Annotated in this window: 11 protein-coding genes; 6 read left to right on the top strand and 5 right to left on the bottom strand. The window is 65.6% G+C overall.

Annotated features, from left to right (window positions below; all coding sequences use genetic code 11):
* The first annotated feature begins 12 nt into the window (after positions 1-12).
* Positions 13-882: a UTP--glucose-1-phosphate uridylyltransferase GalU gene (gene galU, locus Q8R61_RS05450; protein WP_305535022.1), complete on the top strand. Its 870-nt coding sequence runs from the start codon at positions 13-15 to the stop codon at positions 880-882.
* A 13-nt stretch (positions 883-895) separates the two neighbouring features.
* On the opposite strand, the gene Q8R61_RS05445 is transcribed toward galU, so the two are convergent.
* Positions 896-2,887: a bifunctional diguanylate cyclase/phosphodiesterase gene (locus tag Q8R61_RS05445; RefSeq protein ID WP_305535020.1), complete on the bottom strand. Its 1,992-nt coding sequence runs from the start codon at positions 2,885-2,887 to the stop codon at positions 896-898.
* 80 nt (positions 2,888-2,967) lie between these two features.
* A complete protein-coding gene (locus Q8R61_RS05440; protein WP_305535018.1) occupies positions 2,968-4,434 on the bottom strand; it encodes an NAD(P)H-hydrate dehydratase in 1,467 nt (488 codons plus the stop codon).
* Positions 4,435-4,617: 183 nt separating this feature from the next.
* Here Q8R61_RS05440 and Q8R61_RS05435 point away from each other — a divergent pair, with 183 nt between their 5' ends.
* The 5 genes from Q8R61_RS05435 to Q8R61_RS05415 all read left to right on the top strand — a co-directional run bounded on the left by Q8R61_RS05435 (position 4,618) and on the right by Q8R61_RS05415 (position 13,250).
* Positions 4,618-5,415: a PhnD/SsuA/transferrin family substrate-binding protein gene (locus Q8R61_RS05435; protein ID WP_305535016.1), complete on the top strand. Its 798-nt coding sequence runs from the start codon at positions 4,618-4,620 to the stop codon at positions 5,413-5,415.
* 77 nt (positions 5,416-5,492) lie between these two features.
* On the top strand, positions 5,493-5,702 hold the full coding sequence (locus Q8R61_RS05430; RefSeq protein ID WP_305535014.1) for a DUF3330 domain-containing protein: 210 nt from the start codon (positions 5,493-5,495) through the stop codon (positions 5,700-5,702).
* A gap of 60 nt (positions 5,703-5,762) precedes the next feature.
* Entirely contained in the window at positions 5,763-9,716 is a 3,954-nt protein-coding gene (purL, locus tag Q8R61_RS05425; protein WP_305535012.1) for a phosphoribosylformylglycinamidine synthase, read from the top strand.
* Positions 9,717-9,841: 125 nt separating this feature from the next.
* Positions 9,842-12,664, top strand: a complete 2,823-nt coding sequence (gene ppc / locus Q8R61_RS05420) for a phosphoenolpyruvate carboxylase (RefSeq protein WP_305535010.1) — start codon at positions 9,842-9,844, stop codon at positions 12,662-12,664.
* Between the two features lie 25 nt (positions 12,665-12,689).
* The gene (locus tag Q8R61_RS05415; RefSeq protein WP_305535008.1) at positions 12,690-13,250 is read left to right on the top strand and encodes a hypothetical protein; all 561 of its coding nucleotides are present in this window, start codon (positions 12,690-12,692) and stop codon (positions 13,248-13,250) included.
* A gap of 83 nt (positions 13,251-13,333) precedes the next feature.
* Here the strand turns inward: Q8R61_RS05415 and Q8R61_RS05410 are convergent, their stop codons facing one another.
* From Q8R61_RS05410 to Q8R61_RS05400, 3 genes are read right to left on the bottom strand one after another with little or no spacing between them, the layout of a single operon-like run.
* On the bottom strand, positions 13,334-15,628 hold the full coding sequence (locus Q8R61_RS05410; RefSeq protein WP_305535006.1) for an RND family transporter: 2,295 nt from the start codon (positions 15,626-15,628) through the stop codon (positions 13,334-13,336).
* Between the two features lie 13 nt (positions 15,629-15,641).
* Positions 15,642-17,093, bottom strand: a complete 1,452-nt coding sequence (locus Q8R61_RS05405) for a DUF1302 family protein (protein ID WP_305535005.1) — start codon at positions 17,091-17,093, stop codon at positions 15,642-15,644.
* Positions 17,090-17,899: an outer membrane lipoprotein-sorting protein gene (locus Q8R61_RS05400; protein WP_305535003.1), complete on the bottom strand. Its 810-nt coding sequence runs from the start codon at positions 17,897-17,899 to the stop codon at positions 17,090-17,092. Before Q8R61_RS05400 ends, Q8R61_RS05405 begins: the two co-directional genes overlap by 4 nt.
* Between the last annotated feature and the right edge of the window lie 101 nt (positions 17,900-18,000).

Here is an 18,000-nt window from a genome sequence, read left to right as displayed (position 1 = left end):
TAGGGAAGACTCATGCAAAAAGTAAGAAAAGCCGTATTCCCGGTTGCCGGCCTTGGCACCCGCTTTCTGCCGGCCACCAAGGCCAGCCCCAAGGAAATGCTGCCCATCGTCGACAAGCCGCTGATCCAGTACGCGGTTGAAGAGGCGATGGAAGCCGGCATCACCGACATGATCTTCATCAGCAGCCGCACCAAGCGCACCGTCGAGGACCACTTCGACAAGGCGTACGAACTGGAAACCGAACTGGCCGCGCGCGGCAAGGATCGCGATCTGGAACTGGTGCAGTCGATCCGCCCGGCCGGCGTCAATTTCATTTACATCCGCCAGGCCGAAGCACTGGGGCTCGGCCACGCCGTGCTGTGCGCGCAGCCGGTGATCGGCAACGAACCCTTCGCCGTCATCCTCGCCGACGACCTGATCGACGGCAGTCCGGCAGCGATGAAGCAGATGGTCGATCAATACGACTATTACCAGTGTTCGGTGCTCGGGGTGCAGCAGGTGGCGCCTTCGGAAACCGCGTCCTACGGCATTGTCGACGCCAGCCCGATGGCGGAACGCGTCTCGCGCGTGAACGCCATCGTCGAAAAACCCAAGCCCGAAGACGCGCCGTCCAACCTCGGCGTGGTCGGTCGCTACATCCTGACGCCGCGCATCTTCCACCACATCCAGCATTTGAAACCCGGTGCCGGCGGCGAACTGCAGCTCACCGACGCGATCGCGGCGTTGCTGAAGGAACAGCAGGTGCTGGCGTATGACTTTGACGGTATTCGTTACGACTGCGGCAGCAAGCTGGGCTACCTGCAGGCCACGGTGGAATATGCCCTGAAGCACAGCGAAGTCAGCGAGGATTTTGCGGCCTACTTGAAAGGCCACGTCTGCTGAACGCGGCGCGCGCTCAAAGCGCGTAGATCGCGCCTGCCAGAATCGGTGACAGCGTCGAGTCGCGCAGCCAGGTTTGCAGCTTGTCCACCGGCATCGGCCGGCCCATGAAGAAACCCTGCGACGTGTCGCAGCCCAGGATGCTGAGCGTATCCCAGGCGTCCCGGCTTTCCACGCCTTCGGCGACGACTTTCAGACCCAGGTTGTGCGCGAGATCAATGGTGGAACGCACGATCACGGCGTCGTTGTCGTTCGCCTCCATGTCCATCACAAAGGATTTGTCAATTTTCAGTTCGTCCACCGGCAGCCGCTTCAGATAGGCGAGCGAGGAATAGCCGGTGCCGAAATCGTCGATCGAGAGCGTCACGCCCATGCGGTCGAGCGCGGTGAGGATGGTCAGGCCGTCGCTCGGGTTCGACATCACTGCGCTTTCGGTGATCTCGAGCGTCAGGTGCTCGGGGGGGACGCCGCATTCGGCGAGCAGGGCTTCGACGCTGCCCGGCAGGCTCATGTCGTGCAGGTTGCGGGCGGACAGGTTGACTGCCATGGTCAGCGCATGGCCTTCGCGGCGCAGCACGGCCAACTGTTTCAGGGCTGTCTTCAGCACCCACTGGGTGAGTGGACCGATGAGGCCGGCTTCTTCGGCCAGCGGGATGAAGCTGTCCGGCCCGAGGAAACCGCGCTGCGGATGATGCCAGCGTATCAAGGCCTCGAGCCCGACCACGCGCTGGCTGCGATGATTGATCTGCGGCTGGTAATAGAGACAGAGCTGGTTTGACAGGATGGCTTCGCGCAGCTCGCTTTTCAGCGACAGGTCGCTGCGGTTGGTATGCACCTGATCCGGGGCGTACACCGCGTAGCCCTTGCCGCTGCGCTTGGCCACATACATGGCGATGTCGGCGCAGCGGATCAGACCGCTGGCATCGGCGCACTGCGAAGGGTAGAGGGAGATGCCAAGGCTCGCCCCGAGGTCGATGCTCTGGTTCTGCCAATGGAAAGGGTCGTCCAGCGCGGCCAGCACTTTTTCCGCGATGACCGGCACGCCCTCGGGTTCGAGGCCGTGGATCACGACGACGTATTCGTCGCCGCCCAGCCGCGCCACGGTGTCCTCGGCCCGGATCGTGTGCTTCAGGCGACGTCCCACTTCACGCAGCAATTCGTCGCCCACATTGTGGCCCAGGGTGTCGTTCACTTCCTTGAAGCGGTCGAGGTCCATCAGCGCCACCCCGAAAGACACGCCGCTGCGCCGGGAGCGCTCGATTTCGCGTTCGATGCGGTCGTGCAGCAGCGAGCGGTTGGCCAGCCCGGTGAGCGGGTCGTACATGGCCTGGTTGGCCAGCTGCAGGGCCTGCCCCGCTACCCGGCGGCTGACATAGCCGGCGATCGCGATGCCGATCAGCAGCGCCGACGAGCCCAGTCCCAGCATCAGGTTGCGCACGCCCACATACGAGTTTTCCGCAGCGCGCACCGCGGCGGCGGTCTGCTGCCGCTGCAGGTCGAGCAGCGCGCTGACCTGATCGGCAATCGCGCGCTGCCTTGGCATCGCCACGCTGCGGATGAGTTCGAAAATTTTGGCCTGATCATCGGTGAACATGGACATTTCCACCACCTTCTGCACCTTGGGGTGGGCTTCCACCGTCAGTTCGCGGATGTACTTCAGGATCCGCGCTTCTTCAGGGCTGAGCGGCATGCGGCCGAGGCGCTCGCGCGCCTCGATGTAGACGATGCCCTGCGAATTGAAATGCTGGATTTCAAGGTCCTTCTCGAATGCATCGCCGAGGATCGGTAGGGTGTGCATGGACAGCGCGCGCTCGCGCAATGCGCTATGCATTTGCGTGGCAAGCTCGGTCTTGACGTTGTTGTTCTGGGCGATATTTTTAAGGCGCTCGTTGGCCTCGGCCACGTAACGCAGACCGGTCGCGCCGAGCGCCACCATCAGGATCAGCACCAGGATGAAACCGATGCCGATGCGCGCCCCCATGCCCAGATGCTGTGAGCCTTGATTCATGCTGCCTGTCGTTCTCCGCTTGTTGAGTTGTTGCCAGGCACTGCCATAAAATCTTTTTATCGGTAAATCAGCTTCGTTCTTTAATCCATACAGTTTCCGGCGGCGCTGCCATGCAACCAGCAGGCGGCTTCGAGGGCGTCGCCGGCCGCCATGCCCTGTCCCTGCAGGGCGGCGACCATGCCGGTGAGGCGGTCGCCGGCGCCGGCCTGGGCGAGCCAGGGCCCGCCGCGGGTGTTAATCGCGTAGCGGCCGTCGGGGTGGGCAATCACGGTGCCGGCACCCTTGAGCGCGACGTGCGCGCGGTAACGTGCGCTCAGGTGCTGCGCCGCCTCGATGCGGCCCCGCTGAACGTCGCCGGGCAGAATGCCGAGCAGGCGTGCGGCCTCGCCGGGATGCGGCGTCAGAACGGTAGGGGCGCTGCGCTGGGCCGTACGCTCGGCCAGTGCCGGATCGCTCGCCAACAGGGTCAGCGCGTCGGCATCCAGCAGCAGCGGGCAGGGTGCGGCGAGCGCGGTGTCCAAGAGCGCATGCGCGCGCGCGTCCAACCCCAGCCCAGGGCCGATGGCCAGCACATCCAGCCTCGCATCGACCAGTGCCTCGGGGGTGGCGAACATCAGGCGCGGCTCGCCATAGTCGACCGCAATGCGCGCGTCCAGCACGCCCAGAGTGACGCTGCCCGCGCCCTGCTGCAGGGCGGCGCGGCCGGCAATCAGGCAGGCACCGACCAGGCCGGGTGCGCCGCCGATGATGCCGAGATGGCCATACAGGCCCTTGTGGCTGTTGCGTACGCGCGGCGGCAGGCGGTGGCGCGATTCCAGGTGCGTCAGCGCGATGCCGGGGGTGGCGGGCAGGCTGGACGGATCGATGCCGAGGGTGTCGAGCCGGAGTTCGCCCACGCAGTCGGGACCGTCGGCGGTGAGGAGGCCGGGCTTCAGGCCGAGGAAGCTGAGCGTGTAATCGGCGCGCAGCGCGCGGCCGCGTATCCGCCCGCTGTCGGCGTCGAGCCCGCTCGGCACGTCGAGTGCCAGCTTCGGGCAATCCATCGAGTTGACCTGGTCGATCCAGCGCGCGGGCGCCTCGCTGAGGTCGCGCTGCAGGCCCACGCCGAAAAGGCCGTCGATGACGAGGCTGTAGCGCTGCGCCGGCGGCAGGTCGGGGTGCACGATGCCGCCCCGCGCGTGCCATTCATGCCAGGCACGCGCGGCATCCGCCGGCAGGCGGGCGGGGTCGGCCTCGCTGACGACGATGACGCGGCTGCCGCGTTGCGCCAGCCGGCAGGCGGCCAGGAGTGCATCCCCGCCGTTGTTGCCCGGGCCAGCCAGAACCAGCACCGGTTCGCCCGTGTCGCGGGCCAGCGCGCCGGCCCAGGCGGCCGTGGCGGCAGCGGCCCGCGCCATCAGCGCCGTTTCGGGATGGGCTGCCTGCCAGTATGCCTCGATGACCCTAATGTCGGCCGCCCGAAACAGCGGCGGCGAAACGAGTTCGGCCAGCGGCACCGGATTCGGCACGTAAGGGTCGGGGCGCGGCGGGTGTTCGGGTGCTGCCATCGGGGAAGCCTTTCAGCGCGGGCGTGGCCGGGGACAGCGTCATCTTAATCCGCAGATTGCCGCAATGGGGCGGTCTGGCGCCGCGCTGGTTTGAATTGACCAGTACGTCCGGGTATTCAGAATGCCGACCCCGCGACCGTTATCGAACGGCTGGCTTCATAAATGGATAATCTGGAGGATGACATGCAGAGAAGGCGTTTTCTGGCGGGGCTGATGGCATTGCCCGCACTGCCGCTGGTGGCCCACGCGGCACCGCGCGATTTGAGCATTGGGATCTACCCCGGCACCGGCAAGGCCGATATCGTGATGGGTGATTTTCGCGCCTATGCGATGCCATTTGGCCAGGCGCTGGCCACGTCCCTGGGCGGCAAGCCCAAGCTCACGCTTTTCCGCAGTATCCGCAGTGTCATGGGCTCGCTGAAAAGCGGGCGCTTGGATCTGTATTTCGTGCCGCCGTCGGTGGCGGTTGCCGTACTCGACCACGATTATTCACCCATCGCGCGCGTGCGTGACCAGGCGACCGGCGTGCTGGTCCGCCGCAAGGGCGCGACCGTGACCGCCGTGGCCCTGACCGAGAAGGAATCCTGGCTCGACGTGATGGCGCGCCATACGCTCACGCGCAACAAGATCGACAAGGTGAAACTCTACAACTTCAAGACGCAGGAGGATGTGGTCCTGTCGATGCAGCGCGACTATGCACAGGCCGGTAGCCTGCGCAGCAAGGCTGCCGACGAACTGGTGGCAAAGGGTGATTATGAAATCTGGCACCCGTTGCCGACCACGCCCGACTTCACGCTGATGGCAAGCAACCGCCTGAGCGAGGCCGAGCGCGGCCGGCTGGGTGCGGCCGCCGTGGCCCTCAGCCCTGCCGCCATTCAGCAGTTGCAGCAGACCATCCACAGCAAGGTCACCGGCTTCGTGATCGACAAGGCGGCGGATTACCAGACCATCAAGCAGGCGATGACCGAAGCCGGCTACTGAGGCGCGTCGTCCCGGCCGGTTTGCGCCGCCGGCCGTGCGGTCTACACTGAAACACTTCGTATCATGAGGTGACCCCGATGGATACCTCGCATCGCAATCCGGCGGGCGCGAAAGTGGCCCAGTGTGCCGACGAGGACGCGTGCACCGTGGTCAGCTGTGCCGTCTGTCTGAAGGAAATCCCCGCCGACGCCGTCCGGCTCAGCGACACGCAGGATTATGTCCACCATTTCTGCGGTCTCGACTGCCTGGAAGCCTGGCGCAAACAGGCTGCAAGACGCACCCGATAGCCCGGCTGGCGCCGCCCCGATCGGCTAAAATAGCGCCTTTGCCCGTTCGCAAAGACGCACATGTCTGCCATTGTTTCCCTTCCCGGCGCCGCCGCGCTGTCGCCCTTCCGACTCGATAAAATCCGCCGCGAGGCCGCGCAGCAGGGCTTGAGTCTGAGTACGCTGGCGGCGCGCCACTGGCATTTTCTGGAAGTCGACGGTGCGCTCGACGCCGCGCAGATGCGGCTGGTCGAACAGGCGCTCGATTACGGAACGCCGGCCGAGGCGCCGACCGCGGACGATCCGCTGATCCTGGTCACGCCGCGTCCCGGCACCCTCTCGCCGTGGTCGTCGAAAGCCACCGACATTCTGAAAAACTGCGGGCTCACCGGCTTTCATCGAATCGAGCGCGGCGTGGCCTTCCATGTGCTGGATGCCGCCGGCCAGGCCCTGTCGGCCGAGGCGCAGGCGCGCCTGCTGCCGCTGCTGCATGACCGCATGACCGAGGCGGTGATGACGCTGGCCGACGTCGAGCAGCTGTTCCGCCACGTGCCGCCGCGCGAGTTGGCATCGGTCGACGTGCTGGGCGGCGGCCGCACTGCGCTGGAGGCCGCCAACAAGAGCCTGGGCCTGGCGCTGTCGGACGACGAGGTCGAGTATCTGGTCGACAACTTCACCCGCATCGGCCGCAATCCCACCGACGTCGAGCTGATGATGTTTGCGCAGGCCAACTCCGAGCACTGTCGCCACAAGATCTTCAACGCCAGCTGGGTGATCGACGGCGCGGCGCAGGCGAAGTCGCTGTTCGGCATGATCCGCGACACCCACGCCGCGCATCCCGCAGGCACCGTGGTGGCGTATTCGGACAACTCCTCGGTGATCGAGGGCGCGACCATCGACCGCTTCTACCCGCGCGCCGACGGCAGTTACGGCTATCACAATGAACTGACTCACGTGCTGATGAAGGTGGAGACGCACAACCACCCGACGGCGATCTCGCCCTTCCCCGGCGCTGCCACCGGCAGCGGCGGCGAAATCCGCGACGAGGGCGCAACCGGCATCGGCTCCAAGCCCAAGGCCGGCCTCGCCGGCTTCTCGGTGTCCAACCTCAATATCCCCGGCTTCGAGCAGCCGTGGGAAACCGCTGCCTACGGCAAGCCCGAGCGCATCGTCACTCCGCTCGCGATCATGCTCGAAGGTCCGATCGGCGCTGCCGCGTTCAACAACGAATTTGGCCGTCCCAACCTGGCGGGCTATTTCCGCACCTTTGAAGAGACCGTCGCCGGGCAGCGCCGCGGCTACCACAAGCCGATCATGCTGGCGGGCGGCGTCGGCAGCATTCGCGCCGATCACGTCGACAAGAAAATGCTGCCCACCGGCACGCTGCTGATCCAGCTCGGCGGCCCCGGCATGCTGATCGGGCTAGGCGGCGGCGCCGCATCGTCGATGGATACCGGCGCCAACGCGGCCGACCTCGATTTCGATTCGGTGCAGCGCGGCAACCCGGAAATGGAGCGACGCGCGCAGGAAGTCATCGACCGCTGCTGGCAACTCGGCGACAACAACCCGATTCTTTCGATCCACGACGTCGGCGCCGGTGGCCTGTCCAACGCGCTGCCCGAGCTGGTCCACGGTGGCGGCAAAGGCGGGCGCTTCGAGCTGCGCGCCGCGCCGTCGGAAGAGTCCGGCATGTCGCCGCGCGAAATCTGGTGCAACGAGGCGCAGGAGCGCTACGTGCTGGCGATTCCGCCGGGTCGCCTCGACGAATTCCGTGCGATCTGCGAACGCGAGCGCTGCCCGTTCGCGGTGCTGGGCGAGGCCACCGAAGAAAACCACCTGCTGGTGACCGACAGCCATTTCCAGAATGCGCCGGTCGACGTTAGTCTCGACGTCATCCTCGGCAAACCGCCCAAGATGACGCGCGACGTCGTGCATCAGCAGAACCTGCCGGCGCCGCTGATTCTCGACGGCATCGAGCTCAGGGACGCGGTCTATCGCGTGCTGGCGATGCCCGGCGTGGCGTCGAAGATGTTCTTGATTTCCATCGGCGATCGCTCGGTCGGCGGTTTGACCGCGCGCGACCAGTGCGTGGGGCCGTGGCAGGTGCCGGTGGCCGATTGCGCGATCACGCTGGCCAGCTACCAGACCACCGAAGGCGAGGTATTTTCCATTGGCGAGAAAGCGCCGCTGGCGCTGATCAATGCGCCAGCCTCGGGCCGCATGGCGATCGTCGAGGCTGTCACCAACCTCGCCGCCGCGCGCGTGGACGGCCTGGGCCAGGTCAAGCTGTCGGCCAACTGGATGGCGCCGGCCGGCCACCCGGGCGAGGACGCCGCGCTGTTCGATACCGTCGCGGCGGTCTCGAACTACTGTCAGGCGCTGGGCATCTCGATCCCGGTCGGCAAGGATTCGATGAGCATGAAGACCGTGTGGCAGGACGGCGGCGAGAAGAAGGCGGTGACCTCGCCGATCTCGCTGGTGATTTCGGCCTTTGCCACCACCCCGGACGCAGCGCGGCACCTGACGCCACAACTGCGCACCGACGCCGGCGACACCGACCTCATCCTGATCGACCTCGGACGCGGCAAGAACCGCCTTGGCGCATCGAGCTTTGCGCAGGCCTTCAAGCAGGTGGGCGACCAGTGCCCGGACGCACCGCTGGCCGACGCGCTCAAGGCCTTCTTCGACACAGTGCAGGCGCTCAATGCGGCGGGCACGCTCCTGGCCTATCACGACCGCTCCGACGGCGGCCTGTTCGCCGCCCTGTGCGAAATGGCCTTCGCCGGCCATTGCGGGGTGGAGATCGACGTCGACGAACTGTGCTCGGAGAAAATCCGCCTTGATGCCGAGGACGAAGGCCTGCCCGAACCGGACATGCGCGATCCGCGCGGCTATTCGGAGCGTATCTTCAATGTGCTGTTCAGCGAGGAGGCCGGCGCGCTGCTGCAGGTCCGCCGTGCCGATACCCAGGCCGTGATGCACGCCTTCTTCGACGCCGGCCTGCGCGGCGAATTCTTCATCGTCGGCCAGCCGCTGGCGAGCGATCGCGTGCGCGTGCTGCGCCGCGAACGGCTGATTCTCGACGAGGCACGCACCGAGCTGCAAGGCGCGTGGGCACGCACCAGCTACGAAATGACAAAGCTGCGCGACAACCCGGTGTGCGCCGAACAGGAATACGCAACCCACGCCGATGCCGGTGATCCCGGCCTGCGCTATGCGCTCGGCTTCGATGCCAACGACGACATCGCCGCGCCCTTCATCGCGACCGGCAAGCGTCCGCGCGTCGCGGTGCTGCGCGAACAGGGCGTCAACGGCCAGGTCGAGATGGCCGCCGCGTTCGACGCGGCAGGATTCGCGGCGGTCGACGTGCACATGAGCGACATCCTGTCAGGCCGGGTCAGCCTGGCCGACTTCGCCGGACTCGCCGCATGCGGCGGCTTCAGCTATGGCGACGTGCTGGGCGCGGGCGGCGGCTGGGCCAAGTCGATCCTGTTCAACCCGCGCGCGCGGGATGCATTTTTTGCCTTCTTCCAGCGTGCCGACACGTTCGCGCTGGGTGTCTGCAACGGCTGCCAGATGATGAGCCAGTTGCACGACCTGATCCCGGGTGCCGCGGCGTGGCCGCGCTTCGAGCGCAACCTGTCGGAGCAGTTCGAGGCGCGTTTCGCCCAGGTCGAGGTGCTTGAGTCGCCGTCGTTGTTCTTCGCCGGCATGGCGGGTTCGGTGATGCCGGTCGTGGTGTCGCACGGCGAGGGCCGGGTGGAATTCCGCGAGCCGACGCACGCCGGGCAGGCGCTGGCCACCTTGCGTTACCTCGACCATCGCGGCGCGCCAGCCGAAACCTATCCGATGAACCCCAACGGCTCGCCCGGCGGGCTGACTGGCTTTACCACGGCAGATGGCCGCTTCAGCATCCTGATGCCGCACCCTGAACGCGTGTTTCGCACCGCCCAACTGTCGTGGCGGCCGGACGGCATGACGGGTGCGGCGCCGTGGCTGCGGATGTTCCGCAACGCGCGGCGCGCGGTCGGCTAGCCACGCTGCCTGAGCGCCCTGCGACACGGTTGCCGGGGGCGTTGGGTGATCAGGGTCGTCTATGCGAAAATAGCCCGCTTTGCCGCATTGAACCCCGCTGTGTCGGGCGCCCTTTTTTGTTTGCCATGAATGCACCCGAAACCAAGCTTCTGACCGACGATCATCTGCGCGCGCAGGTCAAGCTGCTGGGCACCCTGCTGGGCCAGGTGCTGCTGCAGTTTGCCGGCGAGGACGTGTTCGAGGCGGTGGAAACCCTGCGGCGCGGCTTTGCCGACCTGCAGCAGCAGGAAGACCAGCAGCGTCGCATCGAACTGATGGCGATGATCGACGCCATGCCCGCCGCCAAGGTGGAACTGGTGGTGCGGGCCTTCTCCAGCTATTTCATGCTGGTCAACGTGGCGGAGGAAAGCTTTGCCCACCGCAACCGCCGCCGCATGCTGTCGCACGGCATGCCCTTGTGGGAAGGTTCGTTCGACCGCACGCTGGGCGAGCTCAAGGCGCAGGGTGTGACGCAGGGCGCCCTGCAGGGCATGCTCAATCGCCTGCATTACGCACCGGTGTTCACCGCGCACCCGACCGAAGCGCGCCGCCGCGCGGTGATGGAGGGCATGCGCCGGATTTTCCTGATCTGCGACCAGCTCTACAGCCCGACCCTCGGCGTCAGCGACCAGCGCGAACTGGAAGCGGAGCTGGCCGCCGAAATCCAGGTGATGTGGCGCACCGACGAATTACGCAGCGCCAAACTGGAAGTGCGCGACGAGGTGCGCAACGGCCTCTATTACGTGCGGGAAAGCCTGTTCGAGGCAGTGCCCAAGGCCTATCAGTATTTCGAGCGCGCGATCCGCAAGCATTACGGCGCCAATGCGGACGGCATCGGCGTGATCGAGGTGCCGAGTTTCATCCGCTTCGGCTCCTGGATCGGCGGCGACCGTGATGGCAACCCGTTCGTGACGGCGGACGTCACCGAGTGGACTGTGCACACGCAAATGCAGGCGGCGCTCGACGAGTACCGTTCGCGCGTGCTGGACCTGCGCCGCACGCTCACCCACAGCAGCGGCTGGTGCACGCCGTCCGCGGCCTTTCTCGAGCGACTCGGCCAATACGAGGACGAATTCGGCGAGCAGGTGTTCCGCGGCACCGCGGTGCAGATCTACAGCCGCGAGCCGTACCGCCGCATGGCGGCCATGATGCTGGCGCGGCTGGAGGCGAACCTGTCCTATGTCCACCAGTGCCTGGCCGACGTGCCGAGCTTCGTGCCCTACCTGGCCTACGAGAATGCCGCCGCATTCCTCGATGACCTCTATCTGCTGCGCGATTCGTTGATCAGCCATGGCGACCGCATCGTCGCCCGGCAGGACCTGCAGGCGCTGATCCGTCTGGTCGAGAGCTTCGGCTTCCATCTGCTGCAGCTCGACATCCGCCAGGAATCGACCGTGCACACGCGCACGGTGACGGCGCTGCTGCAGCAGCTTGATCCCGATTTCGACTATCCGGCAGCAAGCGAACCCGATCGGCTGCAGCGGCTGGCCGCCTGGATCGGCCACATCGATCCGATCGGCGTCGACGACACCCGGCTCGACGACGAGGCGCGCGAGGCGCTCGCGGTATTCCGCCGCATGGCCAAGCTGCAGGCCGAGGTCGGCGATGAAGTCTTCGGCGCCTATGTGATCTCGATGACGCACAGCGCCTCGCACGTGATGGAAGTCATGCTGCTGGCGCGCCTGGTCGGCCTGTGCGGCCATAACGGACGCGACTGGTTCTGCCGCATTCAGGTGGCGCCGCTGTTCGAGACGGTGGAGGACCTGCAACGCAGCCAGGCGATCCTCGATCAGCTGCTGTCAAACAAGGTCTACCGCGCACTGGTGGCGGCCGACGGCAACCGCCAGGAAGTCATGCTCGGCTATTCCGACTCGTGCAAGGACGGCGGCATCCTGGCGTCGAACTGGAATCTCTATCAGGCCCAGCTTTCGATCATCGCGCTGACGCAGAAGTACGGTGTCGAATGCCGCCTGTTCCATGGCCGCGGCGGCACCGTCGGGCGCGGCGGCGGTCCCACCCACGAGGCGATCCTGTCGCAGCCCCCCGGCACCGTGAACGGCGAGATCAAATTCACCGAGCAGGGCGAGATGCTGTACTACAAGTACAGCAACCCCGAGACCGCCAACTACGAAATCGGCATGGGTGCCACCGGCCTTTTGAAGGCCAGCGCCACTGTGCTGGCAAACTGCGGAATCAACTACCCGCAGGTCTACCTCGACTGGATGCGCGACATTGCCGCAGCCGGCGAAACGGCCTATCGTGCGCTGATCGGCGCGCCGGGCTTCGTCGATTATTTCTACGAAAGCACGCCGGTCACCGAGATCGGTTTGCTCAACATTGGCAGCCGGCCGTCGCACCGCAAGAAGGCCGACCGTTCGCTGGGCTCGATCCGCGCGATCCCGTGGGTGTTCGGCTGGGCGCAGTCGCGCCATACGCTGCCGGCCTGGTATGGCATCGGCAGTGCGCTGAAGGGCTTCATCGACGGCCAGCCGGATGGTCTCGCGCAGCTGCAGGCGATGTATCGCGAGTGGCCGTTCTTCCGCGGCCTGCTGTCCAACGTGCAGATGGCGCTGACCAAGGCCGACATGGAAATTGCCGAGGAATATGCGCGGCTGTGCGACCATCCCAACACCATGACCATCTATCGGGCGATCGCCGAGGAATACGCGCTCACCGTGTCCGGGGTCAAGCAGGTCGCGCAGATCGAAAACCTGCTGGAAGACAACCAGGCCCTTGCACTGTCGATTTCACGCCGGCGTCCCTACATCGATCCGATCAACCATATCCAGGTGCGGATGCTGAAGCGTTACCGCACGGACAGCGTGTGGGAAGCCGAGCAGGACTCCTGGCTGACCCCGCTGAAGCGTTCGATCAACGCGATTGCCGCTGGGATGCGCAATACGGGGTAAACAGGGAATGAACATGGAAAGCGTCATGACCGCGACTTCTTCTGCATCGCCGAAGCGACGTGGACTGATTGTTTCCATCGGCGTCAGTGCCGTGCTGGCGGTCGTGGTATGCGGCCTGGCGCTGTATGCCTTCATGCTCAATGTCGACCTGGGCGACATGAAGCGGCGGCTGTCCAAGGAGATCGACGTTCGCCTGCAGGCCGAGCGCTATCTGATCGAGACGCGCAACCAGCTGACCGGGAGCCTGCGTGAGATCGAACAGCTGAAGGCACAGCTGGCGTACAAGGAAACGGATTTCGAGGCCATGGTGACGGCCAAACCTGCGCTGCCGGTGGTGGTGGAGTTTCGTTCGTCGATGCTGGGCATGGGCATGGTCGCGGTCATCGAAAACACCAGCGACCGCTACCTCACCGTGGTGCTTGCCGTGCGCAATCCCACGCTGTCGACCGTCAAGCGCTTCACGCTGCAACTCGATCCGCGGTCCAGAATCGACTTCGGACACATCGAAGGCTGGCAGTTTTCCTCCGGCGACGAGGTCGGGCTGTACAACGACGAGTTTGGCACGCTCAGGCTGACGGTGCCGTAATTCCATTTCCAGATTGAAAATCTCTTTGTCGGTTTCGCCTTGCCGTGCTACAGCACTGTCTGCGGCTCACCTTCGCGATCTTTTCAATCTGGAAATGGAAGGGGTTTTGTCTGTGGTCCGGTTTTGCGCAGGCCGAGCAGCGCGGGCATCAGCAGCAGCTCGAACAGTTGGCCGGCGAACAGGCCGACTGCGCACAGCATGCCGAAATGCGCCGTGGGGCGGAAGTCGGACAGTCCCAGCAGGCTGAACTGCGCAATCAGCACCACCGAAATGGCGATCACCGCGCGGCCCGAGGCCTCGACGCTGCGGATGATCGCGAACACCGGGCTGACGCCGCGCTGGATGCGGTGCAGATAGCCGTGATAGAGGTGGATGGTGTCGTCCACCGTGATGCCGAGAATCACGCCCGCGATCAATACCGTCGCCACATCGAGCGCGATGCCGGTGGTGCCCATCATCACGAAAATGAAAAACAGCGGCGCAAGGTTGGGCACCAGGCAGATCAGCGCGCCGCGGAACGAGCGGAACAGCAGCGCCAACAACAGCAGGATCTGCAGGAAGGCCGAGCTGAAGCTCTTGATCTGGCCCTCGACGATGCGGTCTTCCTGATCGGAAAACAGCCGTCCCCAGCCGGCCATCTCGACATGCATGCCCTCGATCGGATGGGCTTGCAGGCGTGCCTCGATCCGTGCAATCACCTTGCCGATTTCATTGGCGCCATGGACGTTGAGGTTGAGCGCGATGCGGCCGCGCTGGAAGTCGCGGTTGACCAGTTCGTACAGATCCTCGCCGTCGTAGATCAGCAGCAGTTGTTCGACCAGCTTGCGGCTGCTTGGCAGGGCGTCGTCGCCGAGGTCCTCCCCGCTGAAGGCGCGGTTCATTTCCTCGATCACCTCGACCAGTGAAAAGCTGCGGTCGACTTCCGGCTGCAGTTCGAGCCAGGTCTGCAGGGCCTTGATCTGTGCCAGCGTGGCGGGGTTCTTCAGGCCGTCGCGGTCGGGCGCCGTGAGCACGACTTCCATTGTCGTCACGCCGGACAGGTGGGATTCCACCCGGTCCGTGCTGCGGCTGATGCTGTGCTCCGGCGCAAAGAACTTGATCAGGTTGGACTCCACCTTCACCTGCAGGGCGAGCGGAATGGCGGCCAGCACCAGCAGCACCGCACCGATCAGCACGGCACGCGAGTTGCGCAGGCTGAACACCGCCACGGCGGCGGCGATGCGGCGCGCGTGCGCCATGCCGGAACGGCGGCGTGGCCAGCGCGGCGTGTCCCATTTCAGCAGGATCGGCGGCACCAGGATGAACACCACCAGGAACACCATCAGCGTGCCGATCGCACCGGACAGGCCGAAGGTCTGCACCGGCGGAATGTCGACCCACAACAGGCTCAGCAGGCCGGCGCCGGTCGTCAGCACATTGAACAGCCCGGGCTTGAAGGTTTCCGACAAGGCACGCTTGATGCGTTGGGGACGCGACAGCAGCGCAATGCGGCCGCGCTGGATCGCCGCATACAGATGCAGCAGCGTTGCCGTGGTGTAGGCCGCCATCAGGGTGGGGATCATCGCGGTGATCGGCGTGTATGGCTGGCCCGAGGCGACGATGCCGGCCACGCTGACCATCACCACCGTGCCCATCGCGAGACCGCCGACGATCATCGGCCGCACCCGCCCGACCACCCACCTCAGCAAGACCAGGCCGATGATCACGGTGAGCGGAATGAAAATCGCGCTGTCGCGCCACAGCGAGCGCAATTCCTCGACCGTTTGCGCCACGGTGCCGGCAGTCGCGGTCTGGAGGGTGTCGAGTTTCTCGGCGCGGATGGCGGCGTCAAGCGCGATCGCGATGTCGCGGCGGGCGAGACTTTCCTTCAGCACCTTCGGCCGCACCACCAGCGCGACCGCCTTGCCGTCAGTCGATACCAGCGTGTTGGGCGCGAACTCGTCGTCGAGCACACGCGCCTTCCATTCGTTGGGCGTGCGCGACGTGAGGTCTTCCGGGTCAACCAGCAGGGCCACCTCGAAGCCGTCGTCGGTCGCATCGATGTGTTCGGTCGTGGTGAGCGTGAGCACGCGGTCCACCGAGGGATGCGCGTCCATCTTCTTCGCCACGCGATCGAGCGCGCCGAGAAAAGCCGGGTTGAACAGGTCGTCGCCCTCGAACAGGGCGATCAATGCCTCGTCGCTGGGAAATTCGCGGAACAGCGATTCGCGCAGCTGGATGATGGGGGCGTCGGCAGGCGAGTAGATGTCGCCCGCGTTGTTGAAATGGATGTTGAGCAGGAAGGGCAGCGACGCCGCCTGTAGGCCGAGCAGGATGGCGAGCGCCAGCCATGGGGGCAGCATGCGGCTGCCATTCACCCAGGCTTTCAGCATGCGCATGCGCCGGGCTCGTTCAGAACTTGGTGCGCAGTCCCAGCGTGATCAGCGAATGGTCCTGATGGAAGCCGCCCAGCGTGCGTTTCTCGCCGTCGTAATAATGCCCGGCAATATAGAGCTCGTGCGGCTCCCAGCCGACGTAGCTGAGTTTCGGGCCGAGGTAGACGTCGCGCACGTTGAAGCCGGTGGCAAAACGCAGGGCCGCTTTCCAGCGCCCCTGGCCGAAGGTGGTTTCGATTTCGCCATTGGCGCCGTAATACTCCTTCAGCTCGAGGATGCTGCGGTCGGTCTGCAGCGCATGCGCGACCAGTTGCAGGTTGACACGGGTGTCGCCGCCGCCGGGAAAGAATTCCAGCGCGCCGATCCAGTCGAGCGACTGGGTCTTGTCCATTGCCGAGGTGGTGGCCAGCGTCACCGGCACGTCGTCGGTGTAGCCGACTTCCATGCGCCAGGTCAGACCGCCGCTGACCAGTTCCATGTCGGCGCCGACGAAGGTGTTGTATGGATGCACGGCGGTCAGCGAGAGCGTCGGCAGGTCGACCTGGTAATACGGCAGCGACTGCCGGGTGCGCGCCAGCGTCAGGCCGAAATCGAAGGGCGCGCCGGTCTTGGTCAGCCGGATGGCGCCTCCGCCGCTGCCATGCTCGTCTTCGTCGATACGTGCGCCGCTGACCCAGCCGGTCAGCGCCGGATCGATGCCGATGATCTGGCCGGTGCTGCGATTGATCGGACTCCACACGCTGGCCACGTCCGGCAACTGCGCGCCGCGGAACAGCGGCAGCCACACCGCGTCGAGCTTGTAGTCGCCCATGGTTTGCTCCCAGCGCGCGGCCAGTTGCGCGCGGCGGCGATCAGCCAGATCGTCGAGATTGAAGCGGGTGAGATCGACGCGGCTGACGCGGTCGGCCAGCGGGATTTCGTCGGCCCGGCCCCAGATGATGGTTTGCGCGCCGAGTGTCAGGCGGGTGTTGCCCTCGCGATAGCGCACATAGGTGTCGCCGTAGTCGGCCAGCATCTCATCGTGGTCCATGCTGCCGCCTGCCTGTGCCATGCCGTCGAGCCGCGCGCCGGCGCGGAATTCCCAGTTGCGGCTGGGCTGCCACAACACATAGGCGCTGGCGCGCAGCGTTGAGTAGCTGTCGGCCTCGGGGGCGTCGGGCAATGCGCCCGCTTCCAGCAGCAGATCGTCGACGCCGAACTTGAGCGTGGGCTGGAAGCCGCGTGTCACGGGCCTGCGGCTGACAGGCGGCGGCAGGTCGTCCGCCGTGCCTGCCTGCGATGTGACAGCGGTGGGCGCGGCGGCCGGGGCGGCCTCCGGCTGTGTTGCACGCGGGGTGCGCGTCGGGGTGCGCGGCGGCGGCAGGTCATCCGGCGTGGTCTGGGCGCCCTCGCGCGGCGGCGGCAGCTGGGCCAGCGCAAAGCCGGGCAGGGCGAGTGAGAGGCTCAGGGTCAGCAACAGCTTTTTCATGGGCGATACTCCGATTCCAGGCTTTCGTCGGCCAGGGCTTGTGAGGTGAACAGTTTGGCGGGCAGGCGCTGGTCGTACAGCGCCACGTCGACGACCATGCGGGTTTCGTGGCCACTCGACAGGTCGATGATGCGGCTGTCGGTCAGCGTCCAGTAGCCCTGGTTGCGTTTCTTGCCGCGCAACAGCCAGCGTTTTCCGGGCGTGTCGGCATTCTTCTCGAAATAATCCACGCGTTGTGGAATCGCGGTGGCCGGGTCGATCCAGCTGATGCGTTTGCTATAGGCCGAATTCTTGGGGTCGACCGGCACGCTTTCGATCACGTCACAGAGGATGCCGTTTTCGGTCTGTTTGCCGAGCAGGCGATGGTGGTCCTTGGACGGCTTGCGCTCCTGCAGGTCTTCGAAATACAGGTCGGAGCCGACAAAGCGGCCGCCCTTGCGGTCGCTGGAAATGCGCCGCACCCGGTCGAGCGCGGGCAGATACAGCCACTGGTCGGCGTCGCCGTCGGCCTTGTCGATGCTCAACAGGCCGGTACCGGCGATGTCTTCCGGGTAGACGAAGCGGATCAGGTTGGCGGTTTCGCCGCCGGACAGGTCGAGGCGGTAGGTGACGATCTCACGGATCCGCGGGGCGCGCCCTTTCTCGGTCAGCACCATACGCCCCTGCGTGGTGAGGTCGCGGCCGTTGGGCCGATCGTAGACTTTTTGTGCCAATTCTGCCGCGCTGTCGGCGTGGACCGGGCTGACGGCGAGCAGCAGCGCGAACAGCAAAAAACGGACGAAATTTGACACGGGGCAAGGGGGCATGTGGGTTCCGGACGGTGGGGCGCACACTGACTAACGGTTTGTCAGGTTTTAACTTTACCGCAAAACCGGCGCACTGCCTGCGTGCGCGCTGGATTCCGGGA

Origin of the sequence: Thiobacillus sp. (assembly GCF_030696885.1) — a bacterium.
GTDB lineage: Bacteria > Pseudomonadota > Gammaproteobacteria > Burkholderiales > Thiobacillaceae > Thiobacillus.
Note: the sequence above shows the minus strand (reverse complement) of the source record. Positions and strands in the feature narration are given on the sequence as shown.